This is a genomic window from Zhihengliuella alba, from assembly GCF_039538765.1.
Taxonomy (GTDB): Bacteria; Actinomycetota; Actinomycetes; order Actinomycetales; family Micrococcaceae; genus Zhihengliuella; species Zhihengliuella alba.
Genome location: NZ_BAABCJ010000007.1, coordinates 182,716 through 199,992 on the forward strand (window position 1 = coordinate 182,716; position 17,277 = coordinate 199,992).

13 protein-coding genes are annotated in these 17,277 nt (G+C 62.4%); 1 reads left to right on the forward strand and 12 read right to left on the reverse strand.

The window, feature by feature from the left end:
* Positions 1 to 90 precede the first annotated feature (90 nt).
* The 9 genes from ABD784_RS13590 to ABD784_RS13630 all read right to left on the reverse strand — a co-directional run bounded on the left by ABD784_RS13590 (position 91) and on the right by ABD784_RS13630 (position 12,087).
* Positions 91 to 3,003 (reverse strand): NACHT domain-containing protein, encoded by a 2,913-nt coding sequence (locus tag ABD784_RS13590; protein ID WP_344885799.1) that lies wholly within the window; start codon positions 3,001 to 3,003, stop codon positions 91 to 93.
* A 184-nt stretch (positions 3,004 to 3,187) separates the two neighbouring features.
* Positions 3,188 to 4,189: an ADP-ribosylglycohydrolase family protein gene (locus tag ABD784_RS13595; RefSeq protein ID WP_344885802.1), complete on the reverse strand. Its 1,002-nt coding sequence runs from the start codon at positions 4,187 to 4,189 to the stop codon at positions 3,188 to 3,190.
* 64 nt (positions 4,190 to 4,253) lie between these two features.
* Positions 4,254 to 5,498: a DUF6880 family protein gene (locus ABD784_RS13600; RefSeq protein ID WP_344885805.1), complete on the reverse strand. Its 1,245-nt coding sequence runs from the start codon at positions 5,496 to 5,498 to the stop codon at positions 4,254 to 4,256.
* Between the two features lie 171 nt (positions 5,499 to 5,669).
* Positions 5,670 to 6,809, reverse strand: coding sequence for a Gfo/Idh/MocA family protein (locus tag ABD784_RS13605; RefSeq protein WP_344885808.1), 1,140 nt, complete (start codon positions 6,807 to 6,809; stop codon positions 5,670 to 5,672).
* Positions 6,806 to 7,594: a ThuA domain-containing protein gene (locus ABD784_RS13610; protein WP_344885811.1), complete on the reverse strand. Its 789-nt coding sequence runs from the start codon at positions 7,592 to 7,594 to the stop codon at positions 6,806 to 6,808. The genes ABD784_RS13605 and ABD784_RS13610 overlap by 4 nt, the downstream gene beginning before the upstream one ends.
* 81 nt (positions 7,595 to 7,675) lie before the next feature.
* Positions 7,676 to 8,566: a carbohydrate ABC transporter permease gene (locus ABD784_RS13615; protein ID WP_425582986.1), complete on the reverse strand. Its 891-nt coding sequence runs from the start codon at positions 8,564 to 8,566 to the stop codon at positions 7,676 to 7,678.
* 14 nt (positions 8,567 to 8,580) lie between these two features.
* A complete protein-coding gene (locus tag ABD784_RS13620) occupies positions 8,581 to 9,537 on the reverse strand; it encodes a carbohydrate ABC transporter permease (RefSeq protein ID WP_344885814.1) in 957 nt (318 codons plus the stop codon).
* A gap of 4 nt (positions 9,538 to 9,541) precedes the next feature.
* Complete coding sequence (locus ABD784_RS13625) at positions 9,542 to 10,780, reverse strand: sugar ABC transporter substrate-binding protein (RefSeq protein WP_344885817.1); 1,239 nt, start codon at positions 10,778 to 10,780, stop codon at positions 9,542 to 9,544.
* A 110-nt stretch (positions 10,781 to 10,890) separates the two neighbouring features.
* Positions 10,891 to 12,087: a Gfo/Idh/MocA family protein gene (locus tag ABD784_RS13630; RefSeq protein WP_344885820.1), complete on the reverse strand. Its 1,197-nt coding sequence runs from the start codon at positions 12,085 to 12,087 to the stop codon at positions 10,891 to 10,893.
* A gap of 185 nt (positions 12,088 to 12,272) precedes the next feature.
* Between ABD784_RS13630 and ABD784_RS13635 the strand changes: the two genes are divergently transcribed.
* A complete protein-coding gene (locus ABD784_RS13635; protein WP_344885823.1) occupies positions 12,273 to 13,298 on the forward strand; it encodes a LacI family DNA-binding transcriptional regulator in 1,026 nt (341 codons plus the stop codon).
* A 162-nt stretch (positions 13,299 to 13,460) separates the two neighbouring features.
* On the opposite strand, the gene ABD784_RS13640 is transcribed toward ABD784_RS13635, so the two are convergent.
* From ABD784_RS13640 to ABD784_RS13650, 3 genes are all read right to left on the reverse strand, one after another.
* The gene (locus ABD784_RS13640) at positions 13,461 to 14,303 is read right to left on the reverse strand and encodes a hypothetical protein (protein ID WP_344885826.1); all 843 of its coding nucleotides are present in this window, start codon (positions 14,301 to 14,303) and stop codon (positions 13,461 to 13,463) included.
* 558 nt (positions 14,304 to 14,861) lie between these two features.
* Positions 14,862 to 16,583: a DNA/RNA helicase domain-containing protein gene (locus ABD784_RS13645; protein WP_344885829.1), complete on the reverse strand. Its 1,722-nt coding sequence runs from the start codon at positions 16,581 to 16,583 to the stop codon at positions 14,862 to 14,864.
* Entirely contained in the window at positions 16,570 to 16,887 is a 318-nt protein-coding gene (locus tag ABD784_RS13650; RefSeq protein ID WP_344885832.1) for a nucleotide pyrophosphohydrolase, read from the reverse strand. Before ABD784_RS13650 ends, ABD784_RS13645 begins: the two co-directional genes overlap by 14 nt.
* Positions 16,888 to 17,277 lie beyond the last annotated feature (390 nt).

The window sequence follows — 17,277 nt, forward strand, 5'->3', positions numbered from 1 at the left end:
GAGGCCACTGACCGTGCCCGAGAAGCAAGCGGGCTGACACAGCGACACTTCGAAACACGAACTATAACGAGATCTTAAAGTGAGATCTGACTATTCGATCGCCGTGAAGACACTTACCAAGTTCCGAGACCAAGAGGTCGCAAACTCAGCAATACCGCTCGAGAGGCCCAAGTCTTCAATATCACTCAGCTCAACTTCTCGTTGTTTGTACCTGGCATAGGCTAATCTTGGAAGAATTTTGGATGGCGCATCAGGGAGCTCCGCGAAGCTCTTTCGTATAAACGGTTCAAGTAATTCATAGTGAGCAAGCGAAACTACGACTGCGGCTTCGACAATCTCTGCAGGATGATCCACTTCCACCTTTGGACTAAACGCGATCTGGTAAGGAGGGAGAACCTTATCAGGCCTCTGCAAAGGTCTTTCGGCAGCAAACCGTGCGAGTAGTATCCGAGCCAAGACCAAGGCGAGCTCATCCTTCTCCGAGTCGGCGCCTCGAGGCGGCCTGCTCCCGAGCGTAGATAACGCGAGAGCTAACGAAGGAGGAGAAAAGTATGCATTGTCGATATCATAGGAATTGAAGAATGCCTCCGCAAGAGAGCGATGAGGTGTTGCGTCGGCCTTGACCGCGTCAGGAGACTCGATACCTGCGAGGATCAAAGTCGCTAGATAAACCGGCTCTTCGTGAACTATCTGACTAAGATCGCTCGAGAACTTATGTGCTACACCGCAAAAGAACTGCCATAGATTTCGGTTATCAGGAGAGCCTCCGGAGAAACCGCTCCACGAAATACTCAGAGCTAATATGATAAGGCGACATGCCGCAGACTTCTCGGCCGTTGTTCCGTTTGCAAGAACTTCTGCGAGGACCTCGGATTGCGTGCGCTCGATTACCGGATCGCGCGGACTAATAAAAACAAGGTCGATCCAAGCATTCGCCGGCCCCGTCCCCGAGCTTCTAATATCGATGTGGTCAAGGAAAAACTTGGTAACTCGAATTGTCAAGTTCTGGATAAAGTGCGGAGAGACATTGGCAATAACGGCCGCGCGAACAACGAACTGGAGAACATTCGACCGACCCGAGACAGCCCGCTTTCTTGCTTCCTCGAGCATTGTCCTGAGCGCTCTCTCCGACCCTCGGTCCGCAGCTTTCTCCATAATTTGTACCGCCAGCTGGGCTACAACGTCCCATTCCTCCTTCGCGATTCGGGGAAGAACCGCTCGGGCGAGTCTTTCTGGTGTCTCGTGGATTCGCGTTAAGTGATAAGCAGCAAAGTATTCCATAAATGTTCTATGCGTGAACGTAAATAGTGAAGTGCCGTCGCTTGTTGTGCCCGCGTCTGAGAATACCCAAGCTCGCCCCTTACAATAATCCACGAATTCCTTAGCCGCTTTCTCTGCTTCCATTTCAGTCTCAAAGGCTCTTTCGGCCAAGTACGCAGAGATCTCTCTCACGAGACGTTCGTAGTTGACTCCCAGGTCGGCCACTTCAGATTCCAACATCCAATGCGCAATATATTTCAGCGCTGAATCGACGTAGTTTCTTGCTTCTAATGGCACAACAATTTCCCGGTGGCCGTCCCATTTTTCGAACAGTAATGTAGCACATTTTTCGTAAACTGCGGGGCGATTTCGTGGGATAAAGTTCTCACCCCTGAAGATGATACACATCAGAGCTAACATCAATGGGTTCGACCGAAGGTCAGTAACAGCTTCGCTTTGTGCAACAAAGGACTCTGCGAGTTGCTCAGCGGTTGATTCTTCATACTCATCCTGGGAAGCAAACCACTTGTGTACGTAATTTGCGACATCTTCCTGCTTGAACTCACCGATAACACGAACGAGAAAGATCTCCGGGTCGAGCCGTGCTTGATCGTAGCCGATGCGGCGTGACGTAACGAGTATTCTAGTCAATGGGTAACGAACACCGAACGTCTCAACAATAGAACTGATAGAGCGACGTTTTGTTGCATCGATCAACTCGTCAAGACCGTCAAATATTACCAACGCACGTCCCGAGACAAGAAGTTCCTCAACAAAGCCAGCTGGCGGGAGGGCTTGATACAAAGTGGACAATTGCTTTTCGATATATTGCAGCACCGATTGGTCGGTTGCGACCTTGGCGTATTCCCGGAGTGTGATGTGGAAAGGGATCTCGTCATTTGTCGTTTTCGCTACCGTCGCCGCTAGGTAGTTCGAGAGGGTCGATTTTCCTCCGCCAGGATCTCCCAAGAGAACGGTCCTGTCTATCGCCGAAACGAACTCCTCGAAGTCTAGGTCCGGGCCACCCTTGTATTGACTCGGACCACCATCCGCGATACTAGGGATAACGTATAGTTCGTCCATCGGCACCTTGCGGTTCGTCTCGAAGTCCGGTGGAACGATGTATCCATGAATCTTGGCGCACAGTCCCTTGTATGTCTCTGTCCATTTCCTGCGAGTTGCTACAGTTTCCGGCGAGACGCCTGCTGAGATTAGTTTCAGGTGCTCATCGATGTTGCCTAGTGTTGTATCGACGCGCTTTAACAACGATACATTCTGGAGCGCAACCAGTGCCGAAGGGTTATTCTGCCGCAATTCATCGGCCAACGTCTGGCAAGTTGTCACTAGGCAGCTCGACAAACTTTCGGAGAAGCATTGAATGTCGGGCAAAGTGGCGTGACTCTCCAGAGTGCGTGTCCAGAATGCGTCCATCGACGCTAGTACTAATTGCTGCTTTTCGTCTTCGTTATCAACTAGAACGGTAAGAAGTAGTTCTGTAAGTAGCGACCTATACTCCACGGTTTTTAGAGCCGGGTGTACCTCGGCGGCAAATACTGTCCCCTTCATGTGCGCAGCCAATGAGAGGGCGGTGGTATCTTCCTTGAATATTTCCAAATCAAGTTTTTGCAGTGTGGCAAGAAGTGTATCGCTCGAAGCCTGCTTTCTTCGTTTGCCGACTTCGCCGATCAGTACGGCTGCCTGAGAAGCGGCTTCTAGAACTAAAGATACGACTCCAATTTCCATTTTTCTCCACCTTGCTTATATGTCTGCGCGCTCCACGGAACCTGAACGGCCGATGTTTAAGTTTTAGAGCCTGTCCAAGAGCGGGCGCGTTCAGAGTCTTGCCGCAACACCTGCGCCCGCTAATGCTCAAGGAGCATTAGCGTATTGATGTTTGGCTCATCTGCTAGTGAAAACCCAAAGTCGGTCACGTTTCCTCCAGGCCAGAGCGGAGGGGCAGCTTCATCGTCAGGCCGATCAGGTCGCGGGCGCGCAGGCCCGGCCAGCCGTGCAGGATGCGGAACCACTCGTTCGGGATCGCGGGCACACCGTACGCCGCGCCGAGCAGTGAGCCGGCGATCGCCGCCACAGTATCGGTGTCCCGGCCGCCGCGGACGGCAGCCTCGAGCGCCAACTTGAAATGCCCGGGCCCGACGGCGCCGCCGGCGGCAGTGGTGGCGATAGCGCTCCAGGCACCCTGGAACGCCTGGACGACCCAGCCGTTGCGATCGAAGTCGCACGGCAGGCTGGCCTCAGCCGTCTCGATGCGCTCCAGCCAGACGGCGGAGCGTTCCGGCGGCAACAAGTCGAGCCCAGCGCGGATGTCCGGCTCGCCGGTCAAGACCGCATGCCGGATCGCAACGGTCCAGAGGCCGCAGGCCTCACCGGCCTCCGGATCGAAGTGGGTCAGCCCGCTGATGCGCACTGCTGCCGCGTAGGCCTCCTCCGGAGTACGGTCCAAGAAGGCCAGGGCCACGGGCGACGTCCGCATGAGACTGCCGTTGCCACCGGACTTGCCAGCCCGGCGGTGCGTCTCCTCCGCCGCCGCGACGGCGTCCTCCGAGTTCACCGCCGCCCGGTGCTCGGCCGCGGCGCGACGACGTGACCGCTCCAGGACGCTCCGCGTCTGCGCGCCGACATCGGACGCCGTCAGGTCCCACTCCGCCCACTGCCGCACCATGTCGTCGCAGGCCGCGTCCGTCAGCTCGCTGCCCGAGCGGACCAGCGCCTGCGCGATCGAGACCGCCATCGACGTATCGTCCGTCCACTCCCCCGGTGCGAACGGGCCCAGCCCGCCGCCGATCATGTCGACCGGTTCAGTCGGCTCCATCGGCGAATGGAACTCATAGCCCGCACCCAGCGCGTCGCCGGCGGCCTGACCCGTCATGACACCGGCAACACGAGCAGTCTGCTCTGATGAGAAGTCCATGGTTCCCCCTTTTCGCATGACCCTAGGCCCCAGAGCCTTGCCAAGTACACATTGCACAGACATGTCACGGCGTGCGCGGCAGCTTTGCATCGTCGAACTCACGCTGGAGGCGCGGGCGGCGGCGATGCTCTTCACGTAGCTCGAGAATGAAATCGTCGACGGCTGTGGATTGCTCCGTGTCCCTGGCTAATCGGCGCATCCGCGCTAGACGACGGGCCGCTTCCTGGTAGTTCCGCGCATCCGCAGCCACCAGGAGATCCGAAACAATCTCCCGCAGAACTGGTAGCACGGCCAATGGGCCAACCTGCTGGTAGTCCTCGACGAGCATGTCCCACACTCGCAGGTCGTTCAGGTTCAGCTCATGGGCCAAGTTCCACGCTCGTTCAATATCCCCCACGCCCCGGTAGACGAACAGGACGGCCTCCTTCGGGGTGGAGGCCAGGCGCTGCATGACCTGCTCCGCGAACTCTGGCCAACGCGCGCCAGCGACTTGATGCAGCGCAGCCGCCTGCTCACTGTTCGGCCATCGATCGAACATCCACTGCCGCGCGTCCAGAAGCTCATCAGGCCGGTGCTCCGCCAACAACTGGCACCAGTGCTCAGCAGCGCGATGTGCTTGGAAGTCTCGATCGAATTCGGCGCCGCGCCGCGCCCAGATGATGGCGTCGTCATAAGCTTCAATCTCTTCCAGTGCTGCGGCCGTCTCCGTGAACCACGCGGCCGCCCTGCCGTCGCGCAGGTGCGTGCGGACGATCGCCTCCACATCCCGGTCGTAGACCGCCAGCCGTTGAGCGTTCCACTGGAGGAGAAACCGTTCGTGAGAGTATCCATGGCGAAAGTCGAACGAAGTCTCTGAAGAGTCGATTCCGCACTCGTCGGCCATCTCCTTCAGTCGCGCCCGGTATCGATCCATCCCCTCGGACCCGAGCGCGGGGCCATAGGCCACCGGGTCGATGGTAAAGAAGTCGATCTCCTGGTGGAACTGGAACTTGATCATCCAGTCGACGAGTTTGTCCGGCGCGATGCCGGCGGCGGCGGCTGCGCGCGGATGCAGTTCCAACAACATCCGACACGCATCGCCGATCACGCCGGAGGAATCGTCGGCTCGGAGGACTACCCTCAGTGCTGAGGCGATGGCGCGCTGGGTGACGTTGTAGACCTCCACCGGATCATGGGTACGGTCCTCGTGGGCAGCGTGGAGTGCAGCGGCAGCATCATTCATCTGGAAGCCGTGATCCATCGCGGCGTAATAGCTCAGGTGGGCCCGAGTACGAATCAGCGGCAGCACCACATCGGCAAGGGAAGCCATGTCACCAGCGTGCCAGACCGCGCTGGCCGACGGCACCTGGCGCTCCTCACCACCTCCGGGCCTAGTAGGTGAACCATGTATCGCTGCGGCGGGCGTTCCCCCTCCGCAGGCGCCCTCGTCAGAGCGTCTGCCGGAGCCGGCGCCGGACGGCCGGGCCGGCGGCGGACTCCGCTACGCCACCGCCGCTCCGGCCGTCAGCCGTTCGAGTTCGGCGCGCACCGCGGGTCGGTCCTCCGCGGCCAGCGCCTCGCGCAGGGACGCCGCGAGCACGCCGTCGATCCGGACCCGCTGCCCCGACTCGGCCGACGCCACGGCGGCCTCGACCATCGCCAGGCTCCGCACGTTCTGCGCCGCCTCCGACTGCGGTACCCGACCCGTGCGCAGGCAGTCCACGAACTCGGCGAGCGCCCCGGCGATCTCCTGCTTCCGCGGCTCGACCGCGGCTTCGACCGGCTCCCCGCCCTCCCCCAGGGCGACGGTCGGCGCGTGGTCGCCGTCCCACAGGGCGGTCCCGTGCTCGGCGCTCACCCGCCACTGCCCGTTCCAACTGGTCTCGGCGCCGGGCGCGCACCAGCTGCCGGTGTAGACCAGGCGCGCGCCGCCGTCGAACTCGAAGACGGCGGACGCGTTCGCGGCACCGCGGTACCAGGACCAGCCCGGGTTGTGCTCCTCGCAGTACACGGAGACCGGGTCGCTGCCGATGATGCGGCGGGCGGCATCGAAGTGGTGCACCGCCATGTCCACCAGCAGCACGTGGTCCATCTCCTCGCGGAAGCCGCCGAAGTGCGGGGCCTTGAAGAAGCCGCAGTCCACCGTGCCGATTTCGCCGAGGCGCCCCACCTCGCGGGCGAGCGCGTCCAGGGCGGCGAAGTAGCGCCGCGATTGGCTGATCATCAGCAGTTGCCCGGCCGACCTCGCCGCGGCCGCCTGGCGCAGCGCCTCGGCGACGGTGGGCGCGGCCGGCTTCTCGCACAGCACCGGCAGCCCGGCGAAGAGCGCCTCCTCGTTCACCGCCCGGTGCGCCGCAGGAACGGTCACATTCACCACCGCGTCCGCCCCGGCCCGCGCGGCGACCTCGGCCACGGACCGGCCCAGGACGACGTCGTGCGTCCCGGTTCCGCTCTCCGAGGGCCCGGCGGCGAGCTCGGCGAGCGCCGCCCGGGCGGTCTCCAGGTCGAGGTCGACGACGCCGACGAGTTCCGTCTCGCTGCTGGCGGCGATGGTGCGCAGCCAGTTGCGGCCCATGCCGCCGGCGCCGACCTGGACGACCCGCAGGGGACGCCCGGCCGGGAGTGTTGCGAAGTCGCTCAATTCTCCATCGCTCCTTCGTACCCGTGGCCGTTGTAGAAGTCCTCGCGGTCGTAGCGCAGCAGGGTGGGGGTGGCGCGCTCGGGGCGCAGGGTCTTGGCCCACTCCACGCCGTTGGCGATTACGCGGCGGACCTCCTTCTGGTGGTAGACGGGGTAGTCCTGGTCGCCCGGGCTGAAGTAGAAGATCCGGCCGTGGCCGCGCCGGTAGGTCATGCCGCTGCGGAACACCTCGCCGCCGGTGAAGGTCGAGAGGAAGACCAGCTCGTCGGGGGCGGGGACGTCGAACTGCTCGCCGTACATCTCCTGCGCGGGGATGACGAACGGGTGCGGGATGCCGCGGGCGATCGGGTGCGTGGGGTCCACGGTCCAGACGAGCTCGCGGTCCTCGTCCGAGCGCCAGCGCAGGGTGCAGGTGGTGCCCATGAGCTTGGTGAAGATCTTGGACCAGTGCCCGGAGTGCAGGACCAGCAGGCCCATGCCGTCCAGCACGTGGCGGTGGACGCGGGCGACGATCTCGTCGTCGACCTCCGCGTGGGCGGCGTGACCCCACCACACCAGGACGTCCGTGGCCGCCAGGAGTTCCTCGGTGAGGCCGTGCTCGGGGTCGTCGAGCGTGACGGTCCGGACGGTGGCCCGCTCGCCGAGGTTCTCCTCGATGCCCTCCTTGATGGTGGTGTGCATGCCGTCCGGGTAGATGTCGCGGACCTTCTGCTGGACCTGCTCGTGCCGGTTCTCGCCCCAGACGACGACGTTGATGGGGTATTCGGGCGTGGTGGTGCCGTTCAAGGTGTGCTCCTTGGTAGAGGTGTGGGTGGTGGGCGGCGGCCGGGACGCGGCCTGCCTGACCGCGGCCTGCGTGACCGCCGGTTACTTGACAGCGCCCCCGGTGGCGCCGGCGGCGATGAACTTCTGCGCGATGAGCAGCAGGACGATCGCCGGCAGGGAGGACAACACCGCGGTGGCCATGACGGCGCCCCAGTTGGACACTTGCGTGCCCAGGTACTGGTAGATGCCGAGCGTGACCGGGCGCAGATCATCCGTGGTGGTGAGGGTCAGTGCGAACAGGAAGTCGCTCCAGGCGAAGAGGAACGCGAACAGCCCGGCGGTGACCACGGCGTTGCGGGAGACGGGCAGCGCGATCGCGACGAACGCGCGGACGTGCCCGGCGCCGTCCACCCGGGCGGCCTCGAGGATGGACGGCGGCAGGCCCTGCATGAACGCCCGCAGGATGAGGATCGCGAACGGGATGGAATGCGAGGCATCGGCCAGGATCAGGCCGACCGCCGAGTTGAGCAGGCCCACCGAGTTGTAGGCGGCGTAGAGCGCGTTGGCGATCACGATGCCCGGGATCATCTGGGCGATCAGGATGACCAGCAGCGCCGCGTCGATCCAGCGGTAGCGGAACTGCGCCAGCGCGTAGGCCGCCGGCGTCGCGATCAGCAGGCTGACCACGACGGCGCCCAGCGAGATCACCAGCGACGTGACCAGGTTGGCGCCCTGGTCCTCGATGGCGGTCGCGTAGCCCTCGAAGCTCGGGTTCAGCGGGATCAAGTCGGCGTTCAGGGTGTTGCCGGACGGCTGCAGCGAGGCATTGACCATCCAGTACACCGGGAACAGCATGACGGCCACGAAGATCACGCCGAGCACCGTGTAGACGGTGTCCTTGCGGGACCGCGCGGACGTCGGCCGGTAGTCGGGGCGCTGGGCGACCGATGTGGTGGCAGCGGGGCCGGCGGCGGTGGCAGCAGGGGTTGTCATGGCGGCTCTCCTCTCTAGTTGGCCGGCCGGCGGGTGGTCCGCAGGTACACGAGCGCGAACACCAGCGAGATCAGGATCAGGACGTTGCTGAACGCGGCGCCCACGCCGAACTCGAAGTCCACGAACGAGGACTGGTAGGAGCGGATGGCGATGGTCTGGGTGGCGTTGGCCGGGCCGCCGTTGGTGAGGCCCAGGATGATGTCGATGACCTTCAGCGTGTAGACCACGCCGAGGACCAGCACCACGGAGATGACGCCCTTCAGGTTCGGCAGGGTGATGTGCCAGAACGCCTTCCAGCCGGTGGCGCCGTCCAGCGCGGCGGCCTCGTACTGCTCCTCGGGGATCTCCTGCAGGCCCCCGTAGAGGATGGTCACGTTGAACGGGATGCCCACCCAGATGTTCACGAGGATCACGGCCAGCAGCGCGTAGTCCGGGTTGGTCAGCCACGGGATCGCGTCCAGGCCCACCGCGCCGAGCGCCCGGTTCAGGACGCCGCCGTCCAGGTCCATGATGGAGCGCCAGGTGGCGCTGGCGACGATGAGCGGCAGCAGCCACGGCAGCAGCAGGATCGCGCGCAGGAAGCTGCTGAGCGGGAACTTGCGGTGGAAGAACACCGCCAGTGCCAGGCCGATCGCGAACTGCCCGGCGATGGAGCCGAACGTGAACACCGCCGTGTTCCACAGCGCCGGGACGAACAGCTGGCTGCTCATCGCGGTGACGTAGTTGGTCAGGCCCACCCACGGCGCCTCGCCGGTGAAGAAGGTCTGGGTGGTGTAGTCCTGGAACCCCATGACGATGTTCTTGACCACGGGGTAGCCGAAGAACAGCACCACGTAGATCGCCGCGGGGACGATGAACATGAACTTGACGACGTCGTCGCGCCGCAGCCGCTTCCGCCGCGCCGGCGGCTCGGTACCGCCGGCACCCGCGGGGGGGCTCACGCCGTTGACGTGCTCTTGGATCACGGACATGGGATCAGCCCTGGCCTGCCTGCTCGAACGCATCCTCGGGCTCGGCCTGGCCGGTCAGCGCCAGCTGGATGCCGGTGTAGATGTCCGTGGCGGTCTCCGGCCAGTCCGTGCCGAGCTGGCCGGTGCGGGAGCGGGCGTTGCGGACCTGCTCGGCGAACGCCTCCATGGAGGGGACTTCCGCCACGTAGCCGTCGATCAGGTCGGTGCGGGTCGGCACCTTGTAGGTCGCGTTGGCGATCGCCATCTGGTTCTCATCGTTGGAGATGCACTCCACGAACTCGGCGGCCTTGGCCTGCTTGGCCTCGTCCCCGGTATTGGGCACGGTCCAGACCTCGCCGCCCAGGGGCGCCACCGGCGTCGCACCCGCCTCGTTGACCGGGACCTGCACGGACGCGTACTCCACGTCCGACTCCTCCAGGGCCGGGATCTGCCACGGGCCGTTGACCATCATGGCCAGGTTGCCGGCGACGAACTGGTCCTTCACGTCGGCCTGGGACCAGTTGAGCACGGACTCGGACGCGGAGCCGGACTCCACCAGGTCCACCCAGAGCTTGAGCGCCTCGGCGGCCTCGGGGCTGGTCAGATCGGTCTCGTCGGCACCGTTGGTCCACATGAACGGCAGGAACTGCCAGGCGCCCTCGTAGGTGGCGACGGCGGAGAAGCCGACCCCGTAGCGGCTGCCCTCGGTGAGCTGCGCGGCGGCGGCCTTGAGCTCCTCCCACGTCTTCGGCGGCTCGATGCCGGCCTCCTCCAGCATCTCCACGTTGTAGAAGAGGCCCAGGGTGTTGACCACGGGGCCCAGCCCGTAGACCTCGCCCTCGTAGCTGGCCGCCTCGAGGATGCCGTCGGCGAAGCCGGAGGTGTCCACGCCGTACTGGCTCAGCGGGGTGAGCCCGCCGGTCTGGGCGATCTCCTGCACGTCCGGGTTGTCCAGCATCAGGACGTCGGGGAGCGTGTTGGAGGACGCGCGCTGCAGGACCTTCTGGATGAGGTCGGCCCCGGGCATGGTCTCGCGCTCGATCGTCACGCCGACCTCGGTGCCGCACGCCTCGAGCGCGTCCTGCCAGAGGGTCTTCTCCGGCTCGTTGTTGTAGTAGTCCAGGACGGTGAGGGTCTCGACGTCCCCGCCGCCGGCGGCGTCTCCCCCGCCGCCGCACGCGGTCAGGGCCAGGGGGAGCGCGGCGGCGGTGGCCGCCGCGGACAGCAGTCGCCGGCGAGTGCTGGATTCGTGGGTTTTCTTCATGGTTCTCTCCTTGATCGGGTCAGGATGGTGCGGGCAGATGGTGAAGCGGTCTGTGATTAATCGGTGTGCAGTGAGGGGAAGGAAGCGTTGGGGGCGCGGACTGGCGGGCGCTAGCCGACCGGCGTCATCCGGGAGCCGTGGGCCGCGCTGGCCTCGACGGCGGCGAGGACCCGCTGGACGTAGGCGCCGGACTCGAACGAGGGCTCCGGGGCGGTGCCGGCGGCGATGGCGCGGGTGAGGCTCACGGCCTGGTGGACGAAGGTGTGCTCGTAGCCCAGGCCGTGGCCGGGCGGCCACCAGGCCTCGAGGAACGGGTGCTCGGCCTCTGTGACCAGGATGCGGCGGAAGCCGGCCTCGGCGGCGGGGAGCGCGTGGTCGTGGAACCAGAGCTCGTTGAGGTTCTCGAAGTCGAAGTACACGGATCCGGCGGATCCGTTGATCTCCAGTTGGACGGCGTTCTTGCGGCCGGTGGCGAAGCGGGTGGCCTCGAACGTGGCCAGGGCGCCGGTGTCGGTGCGGCCCATGAAGAGCGCGGCGTCGTCGACCGTCACGTCCCCCATTCCGCTTCCGGCGGCCGTGGCGGACAGCCCGCCGGAGGCCGAGGGCAGCGGCCGCTGCTTCACGAAGGTCTCGGTGAGCGCGCTGACCTCGGTGAGGCGCTGTCCGGTGACGAAGGCGGCCATGTCGATCAGGTGGGCGCCGATGTCGCCGAGAGCGCCGGAGCCGGCGCGGTCGCGCTGCAGGCGCCAGACCAGCGGGAAGCCCGGATCGACAATCCAGTCCTGCAGGTAGCGGGCGCGGAGGTGGCGGATGGTGCCGAGGCGGCCGGCGGCGACCAGCTGCTGGGCGTACGCGATGGCCGGCGTTCCGCGGTAGCTGTAGCCGACCATCGACTGCACGCCCCGCTCCGCGGCGGAGCGGGCGGCGGCGACCATGGCGTCCGCCTCGTCGGTGGTGTTGGCCAGCGGCTTCTCGCAGAGCACGTGCTTGCCGGCCTCGAGGGCGGCGATGGCGATGGGCGCGTGGAGATCGCCCGGGACGCAGATGTCGATCAGGTCCACGTCCTCCGACTCGACGAGCCGCCGCCAGTCGGTCTCCACGTGGGCGATGCCGAAGCGGTCGGCGAAGGCGCCGGCCCGGTCCGCGTCCCGCCCGCAGACGGTAGTCACCTCGGGACGCACCGGCAGATCGAAGAAGCGCGGGGCGCTCTGCCAGGCCTGGGCGTGGATGCTGCCCATGAACGAGTGCCCGATCAGGCCGACCCGCAGGACTGGCGGCGACGCCTGAAACTCTGGTGAATCCGGCATGATGCTCTCCTCTCGTCGTCGATGGCCCGGGGGCCGCGGCGCTCACGGCCCGGTTGAGCCAGATGGAGCGGTCAGATTGACCAGCCATCGGTTAAGCGCTTAACTAGCTGGAAGACGAGTATGGGGTGCCTCAGATCACACTGTCAACCCTCAGGCATACTGTTGGAACCGAGAGGAGGGCGAACATGGCCACCATGCAGGACGTGGCGCGGCAGGCGGGAGTTTCCATCGCCACGGTGTCGTTCGTTCTCAACGGCACCAAGGCTGTGACGGAACCGACGCGGAAGCGCGTCGAGGCCGCGATGGCGGAGCTCGGCTACCGTCGCAACCCCGCCGGCAGCGCACTGGCCCGCGGCCGGACGGACATCATCGCCTTGCTCTACCCGGCGCTGCAGCGCCAGTTGCACGCGACGGCAACCCGCTTCTTCACGAGCGCAGCAGAGCGGGCGCAGGAACGCGGCTTCAGCCTGGTCATGTGGCCGGCTGCGAACGAGGCGCACGAGATCGACGAGCTGACGCGCAGCGGCCTGATCGATGGCGTGCTGCTGATGGAGGTGCAGCTGGAGGACGAGCGCGTGGAGGCGCTCCGGAAAGGCACCACACCCTTCGCACTCATCGGCCGCACTCAGGACCCGACGGGGTTGCCGTACGTCGATATCGACTTCGAGCAGACCGTGGTCTCTGGCATTGAAGAGCTCGTTGCGCGCGGGCATACGAACATCGCGTTCCTGTACGACCACTCGGGTCCCTCGACCCTGCACGCCTACGGAGCCATTGCTCGGGCGAGCCGCACATTCCGGGACACCATCGCGCAATCCGGACTGAGCGGGGTGACGGTCGACTGCGGGGAGACCCCGCGGGCAGGCCGCGAGGTGGGCGAGATGTTCCGGGAAAAGCATCCGGATGTGACAGCGGTGCTCATCATGAATGAGCTGGCGAGCCCGGGCTTCATGACGGGACTCCGCCAGGCGGGCACCTTGGTGCCGGACGAATTGTCGGTTCTGTCGCTGGTCTCGTCGGACACTGTTGCATCGATGTGCGATCCAGAACTGGCATTCATGCGGGCCCCGGCCGAGGAACTGGGACGACTCGGCACGGATGCAGTGATCGACCGCATCACGAAACCCGACTCGGCACTCCCGCACAGGCTGGTCCCTTGCCAAATGGTCCCGGGAAGCTCCGTCGGCCCAACCTCGGCCGTCGGCGATTGAGCCTTTCGGGCGAAGCAGGCCTTGGGCGGCGACGCCAATTAGGCCCGGCACTCAGAAGATATCCTTCGCGACTCGCCTATCGGGCCCGACATGGAGGGGAAGAGGAGGTCCTAACGCTTCTTCCATCGGACCAACGATTCTATGTCAGCCAGCTCTGGGAGTTTACTCTCCCGTGCGTCGAATTATCTCGAAGTCGCTCAGGCCATCAAATTCGCGATCAACAAACTCCTGATACTCTGCTACTAGATCCCGCCCCTTTTGAGTCTTGTATTTTGTGGCCTGGTCACGATTCAATGTCCGCATGTCACGATTCGCCTCACGAATGGACTTTTTTGAAGGCTTTATCGCCTTGCCATCCGACCGAATGACGGTTTGCTCATCCTGCACGGTGGCAGACGCGTACCGGTTGTAGAAGGGGCCGACGTCCATAAGGGTACGCCAATAAACCCATCCTTTTGGAACCAGAAGCAATGTGCGGCCGTCGGCAATCGGCAACTCAGTAGAGCGGGCTTCCCATGTAAGAGAACTAGTGTCGAACACCTCAGCGTCGACCGATTTCGCCCCAAACATCAATTCTGGATAACGTTTCATCATGCTCTGAGTGAAGTCGCAAAGGTGACCAAACAAGATGCGCGTCGTAGCATCGGAGATAAGGTCATATCCGACTCCATCAGCAAATAACCGCAGGTGCTCGAGACGGGTCATCACGGACGCTTGCGCTTCACGACTCTTGCCAAGAAGATCCCAAAGGTCAGTGGCGTGCTGAGACCCAAACGCACGTCCGAACTTGCTGGCGACACTCATCCCAAGGCGCGTCTCATTCGGCTCATGCAAGTGAGATAACAGCTCCTGCCCTATCGCATGGTCGGTAGGACTGGCCGAAGAACGCAAGCGCAGAACCTCGGCGAAAAAACGAATCAACGTGTCGTTAGCCGCCTTGGAAAGCGCGTCAGACCCGTTTCGGATAGCGCTAGGATCCAGGAACAGCAGGTTGTCCCTGTCCACGTGGACGTCTACGAATGGAACTGGTCCCTTGATGGCAAACTCGGATGTGATACGCATTGCTTCCCCCAACGTCTGTGTCAACGTAACGATACACCCCTGACCGGCGCTATGGACGGAAGTTGGCCCCACAACGTCTCCTCGCACTTCTCAAGCTTCATTCAGGACGACATACCTCGTCGCCCACACGACGTCAGTAGGTTAGACTCCGGCGTCTACTCGTCACGCCCTCTTAGCGTTGCCCGGAACAGACGACTTGCTTCTTGGCGTCCACTTTTAATGGTGCATCTGCCCCGTGTCATATCGATAGAAGTACCGAGCGCGCCGCAACTGCTTGGGGACGCCTGGCCGCTGAGTGAACTATGGGACCTAGCGAAAGCAGGAGTGTCTCTTCAGCTGGGGTCGCGACCACAAAATGTCGGCGTGACCGTCGCCGGAGCATACGACGGCCGATTCAATTGGACGCGGAGTCGATTTCGGCGCTTCCTATGTAGGGTTCAGGCGAGCTCCGTTCGTCTGCACGGTCACAATTAACGCCAACCTCCCACTCAGGACGGGAATTTACGCGAAATACTTCTTCAACCGGCTCCTCAAAGGGAGATCAGCAACATAAACATATGTTCCGAGCATTCCACGCGTTAGCAGCACCGTGTAAATGTTTCGAATGAACACCAGCACATCTTCGTCGGAATACTTGATATTAAGCTTGGAATTATTCTCTCGCCCTTTAACATCAAAGTACTCAGATCGGTCGAACACAATGCGACCCGAGTCAATCTCGTATCGGAGATCGCGGCCAATAATGACACCCGCATAATTCAAGTCGTACCCTTGAACCGTGTGGATTGACCCAACCTCGTTGACTGCATCCGGAGAATTGATCCAGTCCCGCGGGGTGGAATTCCAACGCAATTGGATTCCGTCGAGCTCGATATCGTAAGCGCTCTTGTCAGATTTGCTTCGCCACTTCCACGCGTAGCCAGCCACAAGTCGTGACAGACCGTGCTCCGAGTTGCGCTTAATGATGGCGTCTCTCATTTCGCGCAGATCACTGAAGAACTGCAAATCGTAACCTTTGAACTCCTCACGCTTGTTCGGCGGTGAATCACTGAGGACTGAACGGACGTACTCCACGTAATTCTGCCCCGCCGAGACTCGCATCTGAGACAACAAGGGATAAACGCGTCGTTCACTTTCGGCTTTTTCAAGGAGGCCACGTGTTACGCCCGAAGGCAAATCAGCCGGCCGAACGCTTTGACCCGTGTCGAGCATGAATATGGCATGTGTACTCTGCTTGATGATCCAGTCCAACTGCGTAATTTCCGGATCATCGGCCCCGAAAAGTCGTTCATTGATCTCAGCGAACTTCTTATTCAGTGGCCCCGACGGCTGGTTGGCGCGCTGGTTCAGACGATGCGCTTCGTCAACCACTAGAAGATCGAACGGCTCGTCACTGGCCCCGACCTCGTAGGGCGTTAGGACTGATCTCCTGCTCAACCCTGGAGTCAGCGCGAAAACACGCGAAATCGACTCGCGCAACGACTGCTGAGGAACCACGAGGCCTACGCGGAGGCCTGCCAGCATCTCCGGATGTCCAGGCGTAAAGAAGTCGCTGAACATGGAATCGCCGTCGAGCGGCTCTCCCGAGTCATGTCGGCGGATGTCCTCAAGGAGCTTCAAGAGATAGATCCCGACAACGGTCTTGCCCGTCCCAGGGTTCCCATGAACCACCGACACGCTGCTCTCGCCCCGTTCAAGATCTTCGAACAGTCCCTCGAGTACCTCCTCGACTGCGCCGGCTTGATCGTGATTCAAAGCCTTGAACGGCGACAATTTGAAGAGGTCGCTATTGATGATCTCCGGAAGAGTTCGCTGAAAAATTCCTTCTTCAGCGCGAAGAGTCTCGAAAATCTCCTCGAAGGTCTTCTGATACCGGTGCCGGTCATAATAATCCGCATCGGTGATGCCAGCATTGTGATTAAGGACTTGCCAGCTCCCATCACCAGCTAAAAACCGAATCAAGAACGATTCCAGGTCAAGGCAAGCTGATTTATTGAATGTCTCATGCAACATCACGCGCACGGACTGAAGATTCCGCTTCTCGTCGGATTCAAGATGCTGACGCATCCTGCCCTCGACATTGATGGACTCTCCGACGTAGATTTCAGAATCGTTATTCATAATATAGACGACTGGCCAGTTGCGGTGTCGGGGGTCGGAGGCACCCCATTCACGCACTTCCTCAGGTGAGAAGCGGAATTTCTCCAGGTTAAAGCCGGTCATACTTCGCACTTCTTCCGTAAGACTTCTCGACCGGATATTTGTCGCGACTCTTTTCCAGTTTTGCGGTAACGATCTCGGCGGGGTCCACGCCCAGCTTGTCGGCAAGTAGAAGACAGTAAGTCAGCACGTCGGCCAACTCCTCCTTGGCTGACTCCAACTCCGCGCCATCCCATTGGAAGCACTCCAATAGTTCGCCTGCTTCAATACTGATGCTTTTCGCTAAGTTGCCCGGAGTATGAAACTTACCCCAATCGCGCTCGCGTACGAACTGCCGCAACTCATCGAGGACGGGGTCTTGAACCATGATGGCAATCCTAACAATATAGAGTCGGATCGCGCTCGACGCGCGCTGAAGATAACGGCCGACTTCGGAGCCTAATTAATGGTGCGCCAGGATCTTTGACCCCGCGCTCTTAGCGTGTGAACCACTTGTCACCGCGCCGGACAATCCCTGTGGCAGCCCCACATAGCTGCGGTCATCTGCTACGAGCTCAGGAGCATCGGAGAGGATTCTGTCCGCCACGGTCACGGCGATGCCTTGGACCTCCTGACCGGTACTGCCGTACGGGCCACTGCAGGCGCGCCTCATGCGGAAGATCTTCACCCTGCCCGAAACCTGCGGGCCCAAGGGGGGATCGGGACCGACTCCCCGTCCTTGACCACTCGCGAGAGCTGTGCCACACTCGTGTAATCG